Source organism: Stenotrophomonas terrae, assembly GCF_039674165.1.
In the GTDB taxonomy this organism is placed as follows: Bacteria; Pseudomonadota; Gammaproteobacteria; order Xanthomonadales; family Xanthomonadaceae; genus Stenotrophomonas; species Stenotrophomonas terrae_A.
On sequence record NZ_JBDJMY010000002.1, the window covers coordinates 20610 to 41867 of the forward strand.

17 protein-coding genes are annotated in these 21258 nt (G+C 63.7%); 15 read left to right on the forward strand and 2 right to left on the reverse strand.

All coding sequences use genetic code 11. The features are described from left to right. The 15 genes from ABE493_RS01215 (at position 1) to fliP (ending at position 16711) form a co-directional block, all read left to right on the forward strand. Positions 1-1056, forward strand: a complete 1056-nt coding sequence (locus tag ABE493_RS01215; protein WP_346496499.1) for an NAD-dependent epimerase/dehydratase family protein — start codon at positions 1-3, stop codon at positions 1054-1056. Between the two features lie 29 nt (positions 1057-1085). Beyond that, positions 1086-5945: a glycosyltransferase gene (locus tag ABE493_RS01220; protein ID WP_346496501.1), complete on the forward strand. Its 4860-nt coding sequence runs from the start codon at positions 1086-1088 to the stop codon at positions 5943-5945. A gap of 229 nt (positions 5946-6174) precedes the next feature. After that, on the forward strand, positions 6175-6531 hold the full coding sequence (gene fliE / locus ABE493_RS01225; RefSeq protein ID WP_346496503.1) for a flagellar hook-basal body complex protein FliE: 357 nt from the start codon (positions 6175-6177) through the stop codon (positions 6529-6531). A gap of 12 nt (positions 6532-6543) precedes the next feature. Next, positions 6544-8187 carry a flagellar basal-body MS-ring/collar protein FliF gene (gene fliF, locus ABE493_RS01230; protein ID WP_346496506.1) on the forward strand — a complete coding sequence of 548 codons (1644 nt, stop codon included), beginning with the start codon at positions 6544-6546 and terminating at the stop codon, positions 8185-8187. Positions 8188-8197: 10 nt separating this feature from the next. Then, on the forward strand, positions 8198-9184 hold the full coding sequence (gene fliG, locus ABE493_RS01235) for a flagellar motor switch protein FliG (RefSeq protein WP_057628133.1): 987 nt from the start codon (positions 8198-8200) through the stop codon (positions 9182-9184). Next, positions 9181-9822: a FliH/SctL family protein gene (locus ABE493_RS01240; RefSeq protein WP_346496508.1), complete on the forward strand. Its 642-nt coding sequence runs from the start codon at positions 9181-9183 to the stop codon at positions 9820-9822. Before fliG ends, ABE493_RS01240 begins: the two co-directional genes overlap by 4 nt. Next, positions 9819-11210 carry a FliI/YscN family ATPase gene (locus ABE493_RS01245; protein WP_346496510.1) on the forward strand — a complete coding sequence of 464 codons (1392 nt, stop codon included), beginning with the start codon at positions 9819-9821 and terminating at the stop codon, positions 11208-11210. Before ABE493_RS01240 ends, ABE493_RS01245 begins: the two co-directional genes overlap by 4 nt. Next, positions 11207-11659: a flagellar export protein FliJ gene (fliJ, locus tag ABE493_RS01250; protein WP_346496512.1), complete on the forward strand. Its 453-nt coding sequence runs from the start codon at positions 11207-11209 to the stop codon at positions 11657-11659. The genes ABE493_RS01245 and fliJ overlap by 4 nt, the downstream gene beginning before the upstream one ends. After that, complete coding sequence (locus ABE493_RS01255; protein ID WP_346496514.1) at positions 11656-12732, forward strand: flagellar hook-length control protein FliK; 1077 nt, start codon at positions 11656-11658, stop codon at positions 12730-12732. Before fliJ ends, ABE493_RS01255 begins: the two co-directional genes overlap by 4 nt. A 212-nt stretch (positions 12733-12944) precedes the next feature. Further along, entirely contained in the window at positions 12945-13415 is a 471-nt protein-coding gene (locus ABE493_RS01260) for an REP-associated tyrosine transposase (protein WP_430980686.1), read from the forward strand. 207 nt (positions 13416-13622) lie between these two features. Continuing rightward, entirely contained in the window at positions 13623-14138 is a 516-nt protein-coding gene (locus ABE493_RS01265; RefSeq protein ID WP_346496518.1) for a flagellar basal body-associated FliL family protein, read from the forward strand. A 9-nt stretch (positions 14139-14147) separates the two neighbouring features. Then, a complete protein-coding gene (gene fliM, locus ABE493_RS01270; RefSeq protein ID WP_346496520.1) occupies positions 14148-15164 on the forward strand; it encodes a flagellar motor switch protein FliM in 1017 nt (338 codons plus the stop codon). Further along, positions 15157-15510 carry a flagellar motor switch protein FliN gene (gene fliN / locus ABE493_RS01275; RefSeq protein ID WP_346496522.1) on the forward strand — a complete coding sequence of 118 codons (354 nt, stop codon included), beginning with the start codon at positions 15157-15159 and terminating at the stop codon, positions 15508-15510. Before fliM ends, fliN begins: the two co-directional genes overlap by 8 nt. Further along, positions 15507-15914 (forward strand): flagellar biosynthetic protein FliO, encoded by a 408-nt coding sequence (gene fliO / locus ABE493_RS01280; protein WP_057628148.1) that lies wholly within the window; start codon positions 15507-15509, stop codon positions 15912-15914. Before fliN ends, fliO begins: the two co-directional genes overlap by 4 nt. 74 nt (positions 15915-15988) lie before the next feature. Next, positions 15989-16711: a flagellar type III secretion system pore protein FliP gene (fliP, locus tag ABE493_RS01285; RefSeq protein ID WP_428999531.1), complete on the forward strand. Its 723-nt coding sequence runs from the start codon at positions 15989-15991 to the stop codon at positions 16709-16711. A 39-nt stretch (positions 16712-16750) separates the two neighbouring features. Here the strand turns inward: fliP and ABE493_RS01290 are convergent, their stop codons facing one another. Next, positions 16751-19840: an error-prone DNA polymerase gene (locus ABE493_RS01290; protein ID WP_346496525.1), complete on the reverse strand. Its 3090-nt coding sequence runs from the start codon at positions 19838-19840 to the stop codon at positions 16751-16753. Further along, positions 19837-21258, reverse strand: a complete 1422-nt coding sequence (locus ABE493_RS01295; protein ID WP_346496527.1) for a Y-family DNA polymerase — start codon at positions 21256-21258, stop codon at positions 19837-19839. Before ABE493_RS01295 ends, ABE493_RS01290 begins: the two co-directional genes overlap by 4 nt.

The window sequence follows — 21258 nt, forward strand, 5'->3', positions numbered from 1 at the left end:
ATGACATCCGTTGCCACACTCTCGCCACGCTCGGTCGAAGCAATCCGCGCATTTGCACGTTTGCCGGCAGCAACGGCGCTGGGCCCGCGACTGCAGGGTCATCACTTGCTGCTGACAGGCGGCACGGGCTTTTTTGGTCAATGGCTTCTGGCCTTGTTGGACAGCCTTGTTCTTCAGGGCGTTGACCTGCGGGTGACGGTGGTATCGCGGAATCCAGCGCGCTTTCTTGACGCACTTCCCTATTACCGCAGCTGTAGTTGGCTGCATTGGATTGCCAGCGACGTACGCGCCATTCCCAAGTGGCAAGGCCCCGCGCCTGACCTTATCCTGCACGCAGCAGCCGAGACCTCGGTTTCCGCGCATGCAAGGCCGCTGGAACTATTCGACAGCATCTTGACTGGCGGCCGCCGGCTGCTGGACCTTGCCGTGGAATGTGGGGCGCCCCGGATACTTTTTACCGGCTCCGGCGCCCAATATGGGCCGATTGCCGCAGGCCAGCCCGTGCAGGAGTCTACATCGAGCGCAGGTGACAGTACGCTGGCAGGCAACATCTACGGTGAAGCCAAACGTGCCCAGGAAACAATGGCGGCGGTCTACGCCGAGCAGCTTGGCATCGTTCCCGTTTTCACCCGTTGCTTTGCCTTCGCCGGGCCTGGGCTGCCACTGGATGCCCATTTCGCGATTGGTAATTTCGTTCGCGATGCACTCCATTCGAAAAGCATCGACCTGCATTCCTCCGGCGAAGCAATGCGCAGCTACCTGCATGGCGCCGATCTTGCGTGTTGGTTGCTGCACCTGCTGTGCACAGGTATGGCTGGGCAGGCCTACAACGTTGGTTCCGATGTGGGAATCAGCATCGCCGACCTGGCCGTCCGTGTCCGCGACATTCTCAGCCCCAATAAGCCCGTTCATATCCTGGGGAAGTCCGGTGGCCCGCGTTCCTACTATGTCCCCGACATCAGCAAAGCGCGCTCACTGGGCCTTGATGTATGGACCTCGCTGGAGCAGAGCGTGGAAGACATGGCGAGCTTCGCAAGAACGAGCAACAAGCAATGATCCCCACGGCAGTAGAAAGAGATGAATGCATGATCGATTGGGCGTTGTTGGCGGGCGGTCGTTGCCCCGACAAACCGTGGCGCGTCGCCATTGCCGGTTTCAGCCCCATAGAAAATCAGGCGTTCCTGCTCAGTGACGCAGACTGGCGCGATCTGAACATCCAGATGCCGATCACGCCATTGTGCCGCTACGGCGATGGCAACGGCCTTCAGTTCGAGCGTCTGCAGGATCAGAGTGGCGGTTCCCACGACGGTCTTCTGCTGATTGCGCATGACCGCATCGACCATGTTCGCGTCTGCTTCGCATCGACTCCGAATGTCTACCTTGTCCTTCGCCATACCGCGCAACGCGAACATCTGCATGACGAGACAGCATTCAACAAGCTGTTCCTGCCACTCGTGGTACCGATGCATGACGAGCAGCTGGTTTACCTCGATTCGCGCATCATCACCGACCCCAAGGGAGCGGCCACGGATTGGGAGATGATACAAACCGATACGCCGCATCAGGCGCCGTCCTATCCCCGCTCCGCCGACTACTGGATCAACCGCATCACCACGGCCATCGCCGCCGATGCGGCCAACGTGCGTGGCCAACGGCCCAGATTGAGTGTGATCGTCCCAACGTACAACTACGGGAAGTTTCTGCAGCAATGCGTGCAGTCCGTGCTGGACCAGGGCATTGATGACATCGAAGTACTCGTGCTGGACAACGCTTCGAGCGACTGCACCCAACAGGTCATGGCTGCCTATACGAACGAGCCACGTGTGCGCTACATGCGCAATCGCTACAACTATGGCGCTGGTCACAACTGGAGAAATGGTCTGGCGATCGCTCGCGGCCGCTACTTCACGTTCCTGTCGGCCGATGACTTCCTCAATCCAGGGTACCTGCAGCGGCTGCTTCCGGTGCTGGAAGCCCACCCCCATGTAAAGGTGGGCTATACCCGTATCCGCTGGGTCGACGAACAAAGCCAGCCAGTGGCCCAGATTGCCCATCCGGGCTACCGCTCTGCCGACTACGTGGGTGAGCGCAACGAAGTGGCCGACCTGCTGACCCACGATTGCTACATGACGCCCTCCGCGGTGATCTATGACCGCCAGGCCTTCCGTGCCACGTGGCGGCCAGCGAATACCAACGGTGCGGGTGACTGGCAGATGGTTGTGCAGATGGCAGAACAGCACCCGGACTTTGCCTTTGTTCATGCCGAAGGGACAAGCTATCGATGGCATGGCGCACAGGACTCCAACCGCTTCTATGCCTCCACCGCACCGTTGGAAGATCACCTCACCATTGTCGAAGGTGTGCTGGAGCGCGGCATGGGACCACGCCTGCGCGACCGCGAGCATGATGTCGCGGACCACATCACCAGGCGATTGGCGCTGTATCCCACGGAACGCGATTCCGCGCTTGGTCAACGTGCACGCGCACTGATCGAGCGGCTACAGGCCTTGGCAGAAGACAATGCTGCACCACTGATTTCGGTCATCGTCACCACCTGGAACCGCCCGCAGTTGCTGATCGATGCGTTGGCCAGCCTCCAGGCCCAGACCTGCCGTGATTTCGAAGTGGTGCTGGTGAATGACTGCGGCGAAGGGGTCGAGCACCTGCTGGCCGATCATGACTTCCACATCGACTATCTGCGTCTGGGGCGCAATGGTGGGCCGGCCGCGGCACGCAATGCAGCCCATCGCCTGGCGCGTGGTAGATACGTTGTCTATCTCGATGACGATGATCTGTTTCTACCCAGCCATCTACAGGTGCTGGCTGACGCGATCGCGCAACATCCCGGTACAGTCATCTATACCGATGCGCTTTTCATCATCGAGCGTGTTGAAGGTGGCACCCGTCAGCAGCTGACCGAGGAGCGGCGCTACCTGCATGATTGCTATTCGCACGAGCGTTTGTCGGTGGACAACTACATCCCCGTCAACACATTTGCCTGGCCACGCGCGCTCGCCACTGAAATCGGCGGCTTCGACGAGCATTTGCAGGGACTTGAAGATTGGGACTTCCTGTTGCGGTTGGCCGCGCGCCTGCCCTTCCACCATGTGCGCCAGCAAACCGTCCATGTGCGGATGCGCGCCGATGGCGATGAGCGACGGTCCGTGCAGGCATTCGCGCACTACCCCGCGCTGTATCGCAAACTCTATGCCCGTCACTCCGATCTGGGCGCGGAAATCGTACGCACCGGTCGGGCCGAGCGACTGAAGCAGCTTGGCATCCACCTTGCGAAGACTCCCAGTGCCGTAATCGACAACTGGCGCGCGGTGCGGGTACCTACAGCTGCCCAATACACGTTATGCGAACAACGCATGCGCGTTTTCGGAGCGCCACCTCGCCTGTGCATACTGCTGCGGAGTCCGGAAGGTGATGTCGCCGCCATCCAGCGCAGCATCGCCAGCCTCGGTGGCAGCGACGGTTTGCCTGAAGGCTTGAAGGTAATTGTGTTGACGGGCAACACCACACACGCGATATGTGCTGCCGTGGCCAACACCCAGGTGCAGGTGACCGGTTCGGCAGGTGAGTCACTGGAAAGGCTTGCGGACAAGCTCCTGGCGGAAGCGACGTTCGAATGGCTATTGCTGGCCAACAGCGGGGACGAATTCTGCGCAGGTGGCCTACTGCAGCTGCGGCTCAGACTCACGGAGCAGCCACAGCTGCGGGCATTGTTCGCTGACGGGTGGTGCCGCAATGATGATGGCACGTTGGCACCCATGCTCCGTCCGGACCTCAACCTGGACCTGTTGTTGGGTAATCCATCGATGCTCGCATCGCATTGGGTATTTCAACGCGAGGCAGCACGTGCTGCCGGTGGCTTTGATCCCATTGCGGGAGATGCTGCGGAACTCGATCTGATCCTGCGGCTCATCAATGCCGACGCCTTCGTTGGCATTGAACATCTGCCCGAACCCTTGCTTAGCGCCACGCTGCGCCAGAATGGCGGCCCATCACAGCATCGGGCGATCCTCAACCATTTGCAGGCACGCGGCTATATCGACGCGACGGTAGCAGCCATCGACGACGGCCTGTATCGCATCGACTTTGGCCACAGTCAGCAACCAACGGTATCCGTGTTGCTGGTCGTATCCGAAGACACCACGCTGGCCGCGCTCGAGCGCTGTGTCGTCTCGATACTCGAAAAGACCCGCTATGCCAACTATCAGCTGCTGCTGGTCGACAACGGCGCGGCCGATGAACTACGTCAATGGATGCAGCAGGTTGAGTCCTTGGCCGCAGATCGGGTGCGGGCATTCGCCTTCGATCCGCCGCTGCCGCACGCTGCCGCCCGCAATCTTGCCGCTACCCAGGCAAACGGAGAGTTTTTGCTGTTCCTGCGCCCGGAGGTAGCCGCGTTGCAGCCGCATTGGCTGGATGAGCTGCTCAATCATGGCCTGCGGCCCGAGGTCGGGGTGGTGGGAGCCAAGACCGTCTCCGGCGATGGCAAGCTGACCCACGCCGGGCTGGTGCCGGGACTGTTCTGCAGCGGCGGCCACGCGTTTGCGGGAATGGCCATGGATGCGTCTGGCTACATGAACCGGCTGCAGGTAGCGCAGCAATATTCGGCGGTCACGGACAGCTGTTTGTTGATCGGCGCAGAGCTGTTCGCACAGCTCGAAGGGTTCGACCATGCGACCTTCGCCGATGAAGGCGCTGACGTGGATCTGTGCCTGCGTGCACGTGCGCGCGGCTACCTGACCGTATGGACGCCGCATGCCTTGCTGCTGCATTCGACCGAGCAGACCGGGACCACGGAAGCGACAGCCGATGCCCTGCTTGAACGCTGGCTGCCTGCCCTCGCGCACGATCCGGCGTACAACCCAAGCCTGCGATTGGATGTCGCCGGTGGATTCCGCCTGGGCGAATCGGATTTCTCGTGGAAGCCACTGCCCTGGCGGCCGCTTCCCCGCTTGTTGGCGCAGCCCGCCGATCCCTGGGGCAGCGGGCAGTATCGGGTCATCCAGCCGTTCGAAGCCTTGAAGCTGGAGGGCCATGTTGAAGGTGCGCTCTATTCGACATTGCTGGATCCGGTCGAACAGGCACGTATAGATCCCGATGTGCTGGTTCTGCAACGTCGTGTCAGTGAGGATGACCTGCACAAGATCCAGCGCGGCGCTCGTTTCTCGCGTGCGCTCAAGGTTTATGAGCTCGACGACTACCTGCCCAACCTGCCGCCCAAGAGCGCGCATCGCGAGCACATGCCACGCGACGTATTGCGCAGCCTGCGCAAGGCCATGAGCCTGGTCGACCGTTTTGTGGTGTCCACACCGGCGATGGCCGAGGCCTTTGCAGGCATGCATCCGGATATCCGCATTGCCCGTAATCGTCTGCCGGTGAGCTGGTGGAAACACCTGCCCATCGTGCGTCGCGACGACAACCGGCGCCCACGCGTTGGCTGGGCCGGTGGCCTCGGCCATACCGGCGACCTGGAAATGATTGCCGATGTTGTCAGCGAATTGGCGCAGGACGTGGACTGGGTTTTCTTCGGCATGTGCCCGGATCGGCTCCGTCCGTACATTGCCGAGTTCCATCCCGGCGTGGATATCGCGCTGTATCCGCGTGCATTGGCGCAGCTGCAGCTCGACCTGGCCATCGCGCCGCTGGAGGAAAACCGCTTCAACGAATGCAAGAGCAACCTGCGCCTGCTCGAATACGGTGCCTGCGCAGTACCGGTGGTCTGCAGTGACGTCGGTCCGTACCGGGACCCCAGCCTGCCGGTTACCCGCGTGCGTAATCGACACCGCGAGTGGGTGGGCGCCATTCGACAACATCTCGCCGATGCCGGTGCGCGTCGCCAGGCAGGCGATGCGCTGAAGGCCGTGGTTCACCGCGACTGGATGCTCGAAGGTGCCGGGCTGGATGAGTGGCGCGCCGCCTGGCTGCCCTGATCCACGCCCTGCTCCATTGTCATTACGGCCGCCGGTTCTCCGGCGGCCGTCTTCGTTCCGGCGCCTGCGATCCACCGCCAGCGGCGTGAACCCAAGCTTCCGTGTCGGAAAGCCGACACCCATTCACCGCAGCTGCGACGTATTCACCAACATCAAGGCCTTCACGGTTCCGGCACGCAACTTGCAGTTGCTCCAGCAGCTCCCCACACGTTGCCCGGAAACCCGCACGATGTCCCACTCCATCACCTCCGTTCTCTCCCAGATCCGCACGCTGCAGAACCAGGTCGGGCAGACCGCGCCCATTGCCGACGTTCCGCGCAGCAACGCGATCCAGGGGCTGGCCGAGGGCAATGCCGTTGCCGCTCCCTCCTTCAGCCAGGCCCTGCAGGGCGCCATCAAGGGCGTCAACGAAGCGCAGCAGAAGTCCGGGCAACTGGCCGCAGCCTTCGAGCGTGGCGATGCCAATGCCGATCTGGCCAAGGTCATGGTCGCCTCCCAACAGTCCTCGCTGGCGTTCCGCGCCACCGTGGAAGTCCGTAACCGTCTCGTCCAGGCTTACCAGGACGTGATGAACATGCCGCTGTAAGGATCCGCACGCATGGCACTCGCGCTGTCCAGAGAATCACTGAATCCGGAACGGGCTGGGGCCTGGTTCGACCGTCTGCAAAGCCTGCAGATCACCCGCCGCCTGGGCTTGATGGCAATGATCACGGTTGCCGTGGCGGCCGGCCTGTTCGTGTTCTTCTGGGCACAGAAGCCGCAGATGATGCCGCTGTATACCGGGCTGGACCAGAAGGCGACCGCCGAGGCCACCGACCTGCTGCGCTCGGCGCAGATCCCGTTTGAGCTGGACGCCACCACCGGTGCGATCAGCGTGCCGGAAAAGAACGTGCACGATGCGCGCCTGAAGCTGGCCGGCTCCGGCCTGACCGAGAGCGGTCGCCTGGGCTTTGAAATGATGGAACGCGACCCCGGCTTCGGCGTCAGCCAGTTCGTCGAAACCGCGCGCTATCAACACGCGCTGGAAACCGAACTGGTGCGCACCATCAGCAGCCTGCGCCCTGTGCGCGATGCCCGCGTGCATCTGGCCATTCCCAAGCCCAGCGCCTTCACCCGCCAGCGCGATGTCGCCAGTGCCTCGGTGGTACTGGAACTGCGTGGCGGTCAGCAGCTGGAGCGCAACCAGGTCGATGCCATCGTGCATATGGTGGCCTCCAGCATTCCCGATCTGGCGCCCGAACGCGTGACCGTGGTCGACCAGAGTGGACGCATGCTCACCATCGCCGATCCCAACAGCGACGCAGCGCTCAACGCCGCCCAGTTCGACCAGGTCCGTCGTCTGGAGGGCTCCTACAACCAGCGCATCCGCGAACTGCTGGAACCGATGACTGGCGCAGGCCGGGTCAATCCGGAAGTCAGCGTCGACATGGATTTCTCGGTCACCGAGGAAGCCCGCGAGCTCTACAACGCCGAGCCGCAGAAGATCCGCAGCGAGCAGATCAGCGAGAACACCAACACAACCGCCGGCCCGCAGGGCATTCCCGGGGCCACCAGCAACACCCCGCCGGGCCCGGCCGCCGCCCCGCCGGCCACGGCCAGCACGCCGACTGAAACCTCCAAGAACGCCACCCGCAATTACGAGCTGGACCGCACCCTGCAGCACACCCGCCAGCCGCCTGGCCGGGTCAACCGCGTCTCGGTTGCGGTACTGGTGGACCACGTGCCGCGTGCCGGTGCCAACGGCAAGCAGACCGACCAGCCGCTCAGCGCCGCCGAACTGACCCGCGTCGAAGCACTGGTCAAGCAGGCGGTAGGCTTCAACGCCGAACGTGGCGACACCGTGTCGGTGATGAACGCGCCGTTCGTGCGTGAGTCCGTACCCGTCGAAGCACCGAAGTGGTGGGAGAACCCGCAGGTACGCGATGCACTGCGTCTGGTTCTTGGCGCCATCGTGGTACTGGCCCTGCTGTTCGGCGTGCTGCGCCCCGCCCTGCGCCAGATCACCGGCACACCCAAGGCCTTGTCGGGTCCGGAAGATCCGCTCAGCGCCGACGTGCAGGTACTGGATGACGGCACCGAAATGCCGGCACTTGCCGCCGACCGCCTGCACCTGGACGGAACCCCCACCCTGGCCTTGCCGGTGGACGCATACGAAGAACGCCTGCGCATGGCCCGCGAAGCAGTGAAAACCGACTCCAAGCGGGTTGCCCAGGTAGTGAAGGGATGGGTGTCAAATGACTGATGCAATGCCGATGACCGGCGTGCAACGTGCCGCAGTATTGCTGCTGTCGCTCGGTGAAACCGACGCGGCCGAAGTGCTGCGCCACATGGAACCGAAGGAAGTACAGAAGATCGGCATTGCCATGGCTACGCTCACCGATGTCACCCGCGAGCAGGTGCAGAAGGTGATGGACGACTTTGGCGCCGAGCTGGGCAACAAGACCTCGTTGAGCGTTGGCTCGGACGACTACATCCGCAACATGCTGGTGCAGGCGCTGGGCAATGAGAAAGCCAGCAACCTGATCGATCGCATCCTGCTCGGCCGCAATACCACCGGCCTGGATGCCTTGAAGTGGATGGACCCGCGCGCGGTCGCCGACCTGGTGCGCAACGAACACCCGCAGATCATCGCCATCGTCATGGCTCACCTGGAAACCGACCAAGCTGCCGAAGCATTGAAGCTGCTGCCCGAGCGCACCCGCGTCGACGTGCTGCTGCGCATCGCCACCCTCGACGGCATTCCGCCGAACGCGTTGAACGAGCTCAACGAGATCATGGAGCGCCAGTTCGCCGGCAACCAGAACCTGAAGTCGTCGAACATTGGTGGCGTGCAATGTGCCGCGAACATCCTCAACTTCATGGACGGTGGCCAGGACCAGGCCATCCTCACCGAAATTGCCCGTATCGATTCGCCGCTCGGCAGCCGCATCCAGGACCTGATGTTCGTGTTCGACGACCTGGTGGATCTGGACGACCGCGAAATGCAGCTGGTGCTGCGCGAAGTCAGCGGCGAGCGCCTGGGCCTGGCCCTGCGCGGTGCCGACATCAAGGTGCGCGACAAGATCACCCGCAACATGTCGCAGCGTGCCGCAGAAATCCTGCTTGAAGACATGGAAGCCCGGGGCCCGGTGCGCCTGTCCGATGTGGAAGGCGCGCAGCGCGAGATCCTCGCCATCGTCAAGCGCATGGGCGATGAAGGCACCATCACCCTCGGCGGCGCCGCGGAGGCCATGCTGTGAACAACGCCGTGCGCTGGCTTGCACCGGATCTCAACGCACCGCCCGCCCCGTTGGCGGCGGACGATTTCGACCTGGAATCGCTGGAAACCATCGTTGCCGAGCCGGAGCTGCCACCGTTGCAGCTGCCGACCTTGGATGAGATCCAGGCCATCCGCGATGCAGCGCAGGAAGAAGGCTTTCAGCAAGGTCACGCCGATGGCTACGCCCAGGGCCAAGCCGAAGTACGGCGTTTGACCGCGCAGATCGAAGGCATCCTCGACAACTTCAGCCGGCCGCTGGTGCGGCTGGAGAATGAAGTGGTCGGCGCACTTGGCGAACTGTCGGTACGCATCGCCGGCGCCCTGATCAGCCGCGCCTACGAGGCGGACCCTTCACTGTTGAAGGATCTGATCGATGAAGCACTGGACACCGTCAGCGGCACCAACCGCGATGTCGAAGTCCGGCTGCATCCGGATGACATCGCTGCCATCAGCAATCTACTGACGTTGCCAACCGGCCAACGCCTTGTACCCGACCACAGCCTCAGCCGTGGCGACCTGCGCGTACACGCCGAAGCCGTACGTGTGGATGGCACCCTGGATGCACGCCTGCGCGCCGCCCTGGCCACCGTCCTGCGCCGTGCCGGAGCCGCACAATGAACCCGTCGCATTCACCTTCGCCCGCTCCCGCCGATTGGGCCGCCGCCCGTAATCTGCGCTTGGCCGCGCGCCTGGATGGCATCTCGCTCGATGCTGGCGGTGGCCATGGTCTGGTCCGCGAAGGCATCCTGCGCCGCGCGGTTGGCCTCACCCTGGAAGCCGTTGGCTGCGAAGCGCCGATGGGCGCCAGCTGCAAGGTCGAGATCATCGATGGCGGCTGGGTCGATGCCGAGGTGGTCGGCTTTTCCGGCGACCGCACCTATTTGATGCCCAGCGCCGAACTGCATGGCCTGCTGCCCAACGCCCGCGTGGTGCCGTCCTACCGCCGAGGCGGTGTCGAAGTTGGCGAAGGCCTGCTCGGCCGCGTCATCGATTCCGATGGCATCCCGCTCGACGGCAAGGGCCCGATCCGCGCCGAAGGCGTCGTTGGCATGGCCGGTGTCTCCATCAACCCACTGGCCCGCGAACCCATCACCCAGCCATTGGACGTGGGTGTGCGCGCGATCAACGCACTGCTGCCGATCGGCCGTGGCCAGCGTATCGGCTTGTTCGCCGGTTCCGGTGTCGGCAAATCGACCTTGCTGGGCATGATGACCCGCTTCACCGCCGCCGACGTGATCGTGGTTGGCCTTATTGGTGAACGTGGCCGCGAAGTCCGCGACTTCGTTGAATCCACCCTAGGCGAAGAAGGCCTGCGCCGCGCAGTCGTCGTCGCCAGCCCGGCCGACCGGCCACCGCTGGCGCGCCTGCACGGTGCCTACCGTGCAACCGCCATCGCCGAGTGGTTCCGCGACCAAGGCTTGAACGTATTGCTGCTGATGGATTCGCTGACCCGCTTTGCCCAGGCCCAGCGCGAAATCGGCTTGTCAGTGGGCGAACCGCCAACCACCCGCGGCTATCCGCCCTCGGTATTCGCCAAGCTGCCAGCACTGGTGGAACGCGCCGGCAACGGCGCCAAAGGCCGTGGCTCGATCACTGCGTTCTACACCGTGCTCACCGAAGGCGACGATCCGCAGGACCCGATTGCCGATGCCGCACGCGCCATTCTCGACGGCCACATCCTGCTGTCACGCCGCGTTGCGGACAGCGGCCTGTACCCGGCCATCGACGTCGAATCCTCGGTCAGCCGCGTGGTCCAGGACATCGCCGATGACGTCTGGCGCGCACGCATCCGCAAGCTCAAACAGCTGGTATCGGCCTATACGGCCAACCGCGACCTGATCGCGATCGGCGCCTACCAGCGCGGCAACGACCCGCTCACCGACGAGGCGCTGGATCGCTGGCCGGAGATCATGGAATTCCTTGGCCAGGACGTGCACAACGCTGCCGACCTGGGCCACAGCCTCGATGCTTTGCACCAACTGGTAGATAGTGAGACGCCCGCATGAGCCCTAGCCGCCGCCTGGACCCGCTGCTGCGCCACGCGCAGGACCGCGAAGATGAAGTCGCCAAAGCGCTGGCCGAACGCCAGCAGGCCTTGGACATGCATCAATCGCGCCTCTCCGAGCTGCGCCAGTACGCCGAGGAATACGCCAACGCGCAGCTGGCCACCACCAGCGCCGCGCAACTGCTCAACCGCCGTGCTTTCCTCGACCGCCTCGACAACGCGGTGGAAGCGCAGAGCAAAACCGTGGACAGTAACCAGGAACGTGTGGACGCCGAGCGCGCCCGCCTGCTGCTGGCCAGCCGCGACAAGGCCGTGCTGGAACAGCTCGCTGCCAGCTACCGCGCACAGGAAAAACAGGTTGCCGACCGCCGCGATCAACGCGAGATGGATGATATCGGCGCCCGCCGCGCACGCTTGAAGAAGATCGAGGGCGAAGGAGAAAGCCAGTGAATGTCCTTCCCTCAGCGCTCTCCTCTGCCGGCAACGTCGACAACAACAGTACCGCGCGTAGCAGTAGCGACAAGAACGCCGACAGCGGCTTCGATGCAATGCTCAACAGCAAGCCCGCCACGCAGAAGCCCGCAGCCAGCAAGCCAGGCAGCAATGACCCGGCGCCGGCCAAGGAAGCGCGCGTCGACGACAGCGCCACCGAGGCCAGCACCGAGCAGGCCAGCACAGCCAACAACAGTGCCAGCGACGACGACAAGCCCGAGGCTGCAGGCACGGACACTGACGCACCCTGGCCGCCGTTCGGCTTGTCGGCAATTGTGGCGCCAGCCCCGGAGCCGGCAGCGCAACTGCCCGCAGCGCTGGCCGCCGCCACCCAGCAGGCCGCGCCGACGGTTCCCGCTGCGGCTGCAACCCCGGCCCTGCCTGGCGCTGCCCCTGCGGTTGCTGGCCCCGCGCCAACGGCGGCCCTGAGCAGCGATGACGTCGCGGCTGAGTTGACCTTGCCGATGGCAGCGGCCGCCGTAAACGATGATGCCGGCAAGCTCAATCTCGATGTCGACACCCCCGCACCTGCCGCGTTTGCGTCGCTGCTGCACAACCAGGCCTTGCAGGAAGTACGTGCCACTGCCCCGGCCAGCAGCATCACCGCGCCCACGCCCACCCCGGATCTGAATGCCGGCGACTTCGACGAGGCCATCGGCGCGCGTGTCGGCTGGCTGGCAGAGCAGAAGATCGGTCATGCGCATATCCGCATCAACCCGGAAAACATGGGCCAGATCGACGTGAAGCTGCAACTGGACGGCGACCGCGTCCACGCCAGTTTCAGCAGCGCCCACGCCGATGTCCGCCACGCCCTGGAAAGCAGCCTGCCGCGCCTGCGCGAAATGCTGGGCGAACAAGGCCTGCAGCTGAGCCATGCCGATGTAGGCCAGCAATCCAGCTCGCAACATAACGGCGACAAGGGCGAAGGCAGCAACGGCCTGGCAACCGGCAGCCCGCACGATGGCACTGACCTGCCACCGGCAAGCACCCAGAACCTGCGCCTGCGCGGCCTGCTCGATGCATATGCCTGAAGTCCCGCAAAAAAATGATGTTGTGGGAGCGGTGTAAACCGCGAAGCCGAGAGTCTGAAAAGCCCCCAGCTTCGCGGCTGACGCCGCTCCCACAGCACTGATGCATCTCTTGTGGGAGCGGTGTAAACCGCGAAGCAGGCAATCTATCCGCCCATCTGCAAACGATCATTGCGCTGACAGCACTTGAGAGGCCGCAGTGCAATCCTGCGTCGATGGCGCTTCCAGCAACCAATCCAAAGCCAGGCTCCAGAACCCTCCGCACAGGCCGTGTTTCCCTGCCAGGGCATGCCTACCTGGTGACGTTCACAACCCGCGCTCGTCAACCTTTGTTCCTGGACTTCCCGCTGGCATCACGCATCTGCCACGCCCTGTACCACCCTTTACTCTGGCGCGACGCACGCTTGTTGGCCTGGGTACTGATGCCGGACCACTGGCACGGCTTAGTCCAACTGGGTCTTCACACCCACCTCAGTGCGTTGGTACGAAGTATCAAAGCCAACACCGCGCGAACCCTGCCCTCCTCAATTGTTCGCCCCATTTGGGCGGCAGGCTTTCATGACCGCGCCGTGCGCAAGGATCAGGATCTGAAAGCAACCGCCCGCTACATCATCAGGAATCCGGTCCGCGCCGGGCTGGTGAGCTCCCCGCGCTGTTACCCCTACTGGAATGCGATGTGGATCTAGTCATCAGCTTTTGTGGGAGCGGCATGAGCCGCGAAGCTGGGCATGTGGCAGATCATCAGCTTCGCGGCTGACGCCGCTCCCACAAACCCAATCCCACAAACCTGATCCGCGCCCCCCACACCCGCGTCAATTTCCCGCCATCTGCCCATTCACATCCTCCGGCACGGCCCTTGCATCTGCTTGGGCAGCAATCCTGAGGAGCTCCACGTGGCCGTTGCCGCTGATAAAAACCGCAAAGCTGAACCCACCAAGGAAGCGGCAAGCAAACCGCGGCGCTCGTTGTTGGTGCCTGCCCTGATCGCCGTGTTCGCGGCAGCCGCTGCCGGCGGCGGGGTCTGGTATTTCACCCAGGGCAAGGCCGACGGCCAAGCCACCAAGGCCACCGCAGCCAAAACTCCGGCACCGGCGCAGTACTTCGCCCTGGACCCGGCGTTCGTGGTCAACCTCAGCGGTCCCATCGACGGCCCGCGCTACCTGCAGGTCGAAGTGCAGTTGATGACCCGTGATCCGCTGGCGCTGGCTGCGCTGCAGACCCATGCCCCGGCCATCCGCGCCAAATTATTGATGCTGTTCTCGCAGGTTGAGCCGACCCAGATCGCCGACCGCGCCGGCAAGGAGAAACTGCAGGCCGCCGCGCTGGCCGAAGTTCAGAAGCTGATGAAGACCGAGACCGGCCAGAACAGCGCCGACGAATTGTTGTTCACCAGCTTTGTGACCCAGTAAGGCGCCACGATGAGCATCAACGACCTGCTGTCCCAAGACGAAATCGACGCCCTGCTGCATGGCGTGGATTCCGGCTCGGTCAATACCGCCGAGCCTGCGGCGGCACCGGGCGAAGCGCGTTCCTATGACTTCGCCAGCCAGGACCGCATCATCCGTGGGCGCATGCCGACCCTGGAAATGGTCAATGAGCGTTTTGCGCGCTTGTGGCGCATCGGCCTGTTCAACCTGATCCGCCGCTCGGCCGAGTTGTCGGTACGTGGTATCGAGCTGATCAAGTTCGGCGACTACCTGCACTCGCTGTACGTGCCCACCAACCTCAACCTGATCCGCTTCAAGCCGCTGCGCGGTACCGGCCTGATCGTGTTCGAGCCGACCCTGGTGTTTGCCATCGTCGACAATTTCTTCGGCGGTGATGGCCGCTACCCCACCCGCATCGAAGGCCGCGAGTTCACCGCCACCGAAATGCGCGTCATCCAGCTGATGCTCAAGCAGACCTTCACCGATCTACGTGAGGCTTGGGGCCCGGTGATGAATGTCGATTTCGACTACATCAACTCCGAGATCAACCCGCACTTCGCCAATATCGTCAGCCCGCGCGAGTACGTGGTGGTCAGCCGCTTCCATGTCGAACTGGACAGCGGCGGTGGCGACATCCACATCACCTTGCCGTACTCGATGCTGGAGCCTATCCGCGAGCTGCTGGATGCCGGCATCCAGAGCGATCGCAACGACCGCGACGAAAGCTGGGCCAACATGCTGCGCGAGCAGCTGGACACCGCCGAAGTCGAGCTGTCCAGCGTGCTGGCCAAGCGCCGCATGAGCCTGCGCGAACTGACCAAGCTGAAGATCGGCGATGTGCTGCCGATCGATATGCCCAAGCAGGTGCCGCTGTGCGTGGAAGGCATCCCGGTATTCACCGGCGAGTTTGGCGTCTCCAACGACCGCAACGCCATCAAGATCACTGCTACCCATCCTCCGGGAAAGCGCGTCAGCGTCCCCGTGATCCAGGAAAACACCGATGAATGACATCCAATCTCCCGAAACTGAAACCGAAACCGTCGCAGCGCCGGCGCAGTTCGCCAACCTGCAGGCCGACAACGCCATCAGCACCGATCTGGACCTGGACGTCATCCTCGACGTACCGGTGACCCTGTCGCTGGAAGTCGGCCGCGCGCGCCTGCCGATCCGCAACCTGCTGCAGCTCAACCAGGGCTCGGTGGTGGAACTGGAACGCGGCGCCGGTGAATCGCTGGACGTGTTCGTCAACGGCACCTTGATCGCGCATGGCGAAGTGGTCGTCATCAATGATCGCTTCGGCGTGCGACTGACCGATGTGGTCAGCCCCAGCGAGCGCATCCGGAGACTGCGTTGATCGCATTGCTTGCCTATGCCGCACCGGCCGCGAAGGCGGCCACGCCGGTTGGCCAGCACGCGGCCAGCGCGCCCGGCCTGTTCGGTGCGTTCTTCACCCTGCTGCTGGTGCTGGGCCTGATCATCGGCCTGGGCTGGCTGCTCAAGCGCATGCCGGGCGGCGCGTTCCGGCCGGCCGAGGGCTTGAAGGTGGTGGCCAGCATCAACGTTGGTGCCAAGGAGCGTGTGGTGGTGGTCGACGTCAATGGCCAGCAGCTGCTGCTGGGCATCACTGCCGGCGGCATCAGCACCCTGCACCAACTGCCCGAGCCGTTGCCGCAGACACCTGCGCCGGCCCTGCCCAATCTCAAACAATTACCGAATTTCGCCCAGTTGCTGGCACAGAAACTGCGCAAGGACTCCTGATCATGTCGGGCCAACGCTTCAACTCAAGCGGTTTGAACTCACGCGCCTGCTGGCAGCTGCTGCTACTGCTGGCGATGCTGGCATTGCCGTTGTTTGCCTGGGCCGCGCCCGGCCCGCAGATGCCGGCACTGCCGGACGTGAATGTCGGCAAGATCGGCGGCGCGCCGGTCAGCCTGCCACTGCAGACCCTGCTGTTGATGACGGCGATCACCTTGCTGCCTTCCATGCTGCTGGTGCTCACCGCCTTCACCCGCATCATCATCGTGCTGGGTCTGCTGCGCCAGGCGTTGGGCACCGGGCAGACCCCGTCCAACCAGATCCTGCTGGGCCTGGCGCTGTTCCTGACCGCGATGGTCATGATGCCGGTCTGGGACAAGGCGTGGTCCACCGGCATGGCGCCGTATCTGGATGGCCAGATTGATTTCCAGACTGCCTGGCAGCTGACCACCGCGCCGCTGCGCGCCTTCATGCTGGCGCAGGTACGCGAGACCGACCTGATGACCTTCGCCGGCCTGGCCGGGCAAGGCCCTTACGCCAGCCCGGACGCAATCCCCTTCCCGGTGCTGGTTGCCTCCTTCGTCACCAGCGAGCTGAAGACCGCATTCGAAATCGGCTTCCTGATCTTCATCCCGTTCGTCATCATCGACCTGGTGGTGTCCAGCGTGCTGATGTCGATGGGCATGATGATGCTGTCACCGATGCTGGTCTCGGCCCCGTTCAAGATATTGCTGTTCGTGCTGGTCGACGGCTGGGTGCTGGTGGTGGGCACTTTGGCAGCGAGCTTCAACGCGGTGTGATTGCAAATGCGCTGCGCTGACGCAGCGCTCTGCAACGGCTCAATGGAAGTCGCGGCTGCGCACGTCCAGGCTGCCCAGCAGCGAAGACAGATCATCCATGCGGCGTGCGATCAGATGACGCACGCCGTTTTCGGCTTCCAGCCGACCGCTGACCTGCATCAGCCGTGATTCCAGGAATACCTGCCGCTGGCGCTCGGCCAGCTGCCGCCAGACCACCACATTGATCTGGCCGAACTCGTCCTCCAACGTGATGAAGGTAACCCCGCTTGCAGTCGCCGGCCGCTGCCGCCCGCGCACCAGCCCGGCCACCAGCACATTGCCGGTACTGCGCATGCTTTCCAGATCCTTGGAACTGCGGCAGCGACGCGCGCTCAGCTGGTGGCGCAGGCGTGCAAGTGGATGCAGCTCCAGCGTGGTTCCCAGCAAGGCGTAATCCGCGTTGAGATCCTCGCCGGCGCTGGGCATTGGCAAGGCGACATCGGCTTCGGCCGTCGCCGGTTGGTCATCAAACAGCGGCCGCTGGTCTTCCACACCGGCAATCGCCCAACGTGCGCGATGGCGATTGCCGGCCATGCCGCGCAAGGCACCGGCATCGGCCAACAAGGCACGTGCGCGCGCATCCAGATCCGCGCGCCGGCACAGGTCGGCGATATCGGTAAACGCGGCCTGCGCCCTGGCCTGCTCGATGCGCATTGCGTCTTCGGCATTGAAACCACGCACCAGGCAGAAACCCAGCCGGATCGCCAGACGCTGGTTGTCGCGCTCCCATTCCAGCGAACACTCCCAGCCGCTGTAGCGCACGTCCAGCGGCCGGTTCGCGACGCCATGCCGGCGCACGTCCTGCAGCAGTTGGTCCGGGCTGTAGAAGCCCATCGGCTGGCTGTTGAGCAGCGCACAGGCGAACTCGGCCGGATGGTGGCACTTCAACCAGCTGCTGGCGTAGGCGATCAGCGCGAAACTGGCGGCATGGCTTTCGGGGAAGCCATAGCTGCCGAAGCCCTTGATCTGCTCGAAAATGCGTTCGGCAAAATCCAGCGGATAACCGCGATCCAGCATGCCCTCGGTCAGTTTCACCCGGTGCGGCTCCAGACCGCCGTGGCGCTTCCATGCCGCCATCGAACGGCGCAGGCCGTCGGCTTCGCTGGCGTTGTAACCGGCCGCCACCATCGCGATCTGCATCACCTGTTCCTGGAACAGCGGCACGCCGAGGGTCCGCTTAAGCACTTCCTTCAAGGCTTCGGAGGGATAGTTGATCAACTCCTCACCGGTACGCCGGCGCAGGTAGGGATGCACCATGTCACCCTGGATCGGGCCGGGGCGAACGATGGCCACTTCAACCACCAGATCGTAGAAGGTCTTCGGCCGCAGCCGCGGCAGCATCGCCATCTGCGCACGCGATTCGATCTGGAATACGCCCACCGTATCGGCGCGGCTGATCATGTCGTAGGTGGGCTTGTCTTCCTGTGGAATCGTCGCCAGGGTGTAGTGCAGGCCGCGATAACGCTGGATCAGGTCGAAGCAGCGCCGCACGGCGGTAAGCATGCCCAGCGCCAGCACATCCACCTTCATCAGCCCCAAGGTTTCCAGGTCATCCTTGTCCCACTGGATCACCGTGCGCGCGTCCATTGCCGCATTCTCCACCGGCACCATGCTGTGCAGGGCGCGCTCGGAAATGACGAAGCCACCCGGATGCTGGGACAGGTAATGCGGGAAATCGATCAGTTCATTGGCCAGTATCAGGATGCGCCGCAGCAGCGGGCTGTCCGGATCGAAGCCGTGTTCGCGCAGGCGCTCGGCATCGGGAATGCTGTCCGACCAGTGGCCGATGCAGGACGTCAGCTGGGTGATCACATCCCCCGGCATGCCCAGCACCCGCGCCACGTCGCGCAGCGCACCGCGCCCACCATACTGCGTGGCTACGGCGGCCAAGGCGGCGCGTTCGCGGCCATAGCGCGAAAACACGTATTGAATGACTTCCTCGCGCCGCTCATGCTCGAAATCGACATCGATATCCGGCGGCTCATCCCGATCCTCCGAGATGAAACGTTCAAACAACAAGTGGCTATGCGAAGGATCGAGTTCGGTAATGCCCAGCACGAAGCACACCACCGAGTTGGCTGCCGAACCACGGCCCTGGCAGAGGATGCCGATGCTGCGCGCATGGGCCACCAGATCATGCACGGTGAGAAAGTACGAGGCGTACTTCTTCATTTCGATCAGCGCCAGCTCTTTTTCGATCAAGGCTTCGGCCTGCGGCGTCATCCCATCCGGCCAGCGCTTGCGTGCGCCACGCGCCACCAGTTCGGCCAGCCAGCACTGCGCGGTATAACCGGCAGGCACCACTTCACTGGGATACTGGTAATTCACCGCTTCTTTCAGATCAAACCCGGCACAACGCCGGGCAATGCATAGGCTCTGCTCCAGCAGTTCGGCTGGATAGATCGCCTGCAATGCCGGCAGTGGACGCAGATGCCGTTCGCCATTGGCAAACAGGCGCTGCCCGGCCTCGGCAACGGTGACCCGATGGCGGACGGCAGTCATCACATCCTGCAAGGCCCGGCGTCCACGCGCATGCATATGCACGTCACCGGCAGCGACCAGTGGCAGCTGAAGCTGCTCGCCCAGCGCCTGCAGCTGCTGCAGACGCGCTTCATCGTTGGCACCGTGGTGCAGTTCCACTGCAATCCAGCAGCGTTGCGGGAACCACTGCCGCAACTGCATGCCCTCGGCAGGTTCCGGCTGCGCAGCAGGTAACCACAGCGCCAACAGGCCGCTGCGATCAACCGCAGCAAGGTCTTCGGCAAGCAGCCGATATTCGCCCTTCTCCGCACGCCGCCGCGCCTGCGTTATCAACCAACACAAGGCTTGATAGCCGGCGGCGTTTTCCACCAGCAACACCAGCTTCGGCCCGTTTTCCAATTGGATTTCGCTGCCGACAATCAGCGGCAAGCCGGTTTCCTTCGACGCACGCCAGGCCCGCACGATGCCGGCCAGCGTGCATTCGTCGGTGATGGCCAGCGCTTTGTAACCATGTGCCTTGGCCCGCGCGAACAACTCATCCGCAGTCGATGCACCGCGCTGGAAACTGAAGGCGGACAGGCAATGCAGTTCGGCATAACCGGCGCTCATGCGAACCAGCCCTGCAGCATGAAACCGCCCTCGCCGCCCACCTCGCGCCAGGCCCAGGCGTGCTGGCCGAAGCGGGTGCTGACACGGTAGTAATCACGGCGTACGTCATCGCCATCCCACCAGCCGCTTTCAATCCGCTCCGGCGCCGACAGCAGTTCCGGATTTGCCCCCGGCCAAGGCTGCGGCGTGCGCAGCAACCAACCCGGGCGCACTGGCGATGGCAGGCTGGCGACGGTTGAAGTTGAAGCTGGGGCTGGCTCACCGCGCCAGGCATATTCGGGACGATGATCGGCATGTACGCGCAGCCCATGCACGGATTGGTCGCCCAGGCGTGCGCGCAGGCGTTCACGCAACTGCTCCCACGGCATGCTCTGCTGTGGCCGGGTATCGAACAGCTCACGGTGCTCGGGGACGAAGGCCGGCAATTGATCGGCCCGCAAACCGAACTGTCGCACCGGCGCCGGCAGCTTGGCCTGTTCCAAACGGCTGCGGGCAATCTCGAACAACAGGCCAGCATCACGTTCGGCCGCAAGCAGGCCGATTTCCACCGTGGTGGGTGGGTGGTCCTCGTGTTCCAGCAACAGTGCAAAACGCTGCACGCTGCCATCGCGCCCGGCAAGAAACGCGGCCAGATCGGAGGTCAATCGCCGCAAGGGGAACAGCAGCGCCTGCGAGGTTTCCACCTCGTAACCCAGCTCGATGCGCAGCTCGAACACATCCGGCGGCTGGTACGGCTGCAATACGAAAGGCCTCTCCCCGAGCAAGGCATCCAGCTGCCGCAACACATCCGGTGCAAAGCGGCGATTGATGCTGGCCCGTGGCAAGCCCTGCAACTGTTTGACGGTGCGGATGCCCATGCGCGCGAAAGCGGCCGATGCGCTGGCACCAAACCCGGCCCGGGCCACCGGCAACTGGCCCAGCAAGGCCAGCAACCCGGCCTCATCCACGCAGATGCCATCACCGGCATTGGCCAGGGCGCGTGCTGCGACCGGATTGGGTGCCAAGGCGATCCGATGGCGGAAACCCAGCGCGCCCAGTTCCTGTCGCAGACGTGCCTCGAACTTGGGCCATGGCCCGAACAGCGCCAGGCTGTGTTCGATCTCGATGATCAAGGCCTGCGCGTATTGCAGGCTTACCTGCGAACTGAACTGGTACGCCCAGGCCGCCAGGAATCGATGCCAATCCGACTGCGCATCGGGCTCATGCGCATGTATCTCGAACCCGGTTGCCAATGCCTGCGCGGTCACCAGCGATTGCCCGGCCTTCAAACCCAACGCGGCGGCGGCGGGATTGACCGCATGCACTACCCGGCGCTGGCTCGGCCCGCTGATCAGCACCCGTGCCGCCGCCGGCTCAGCGCAGGCGCGCAACACGCCGTCCATGGCCAGATGCGGCAATAAAATGCAGGCCCAGCGCAT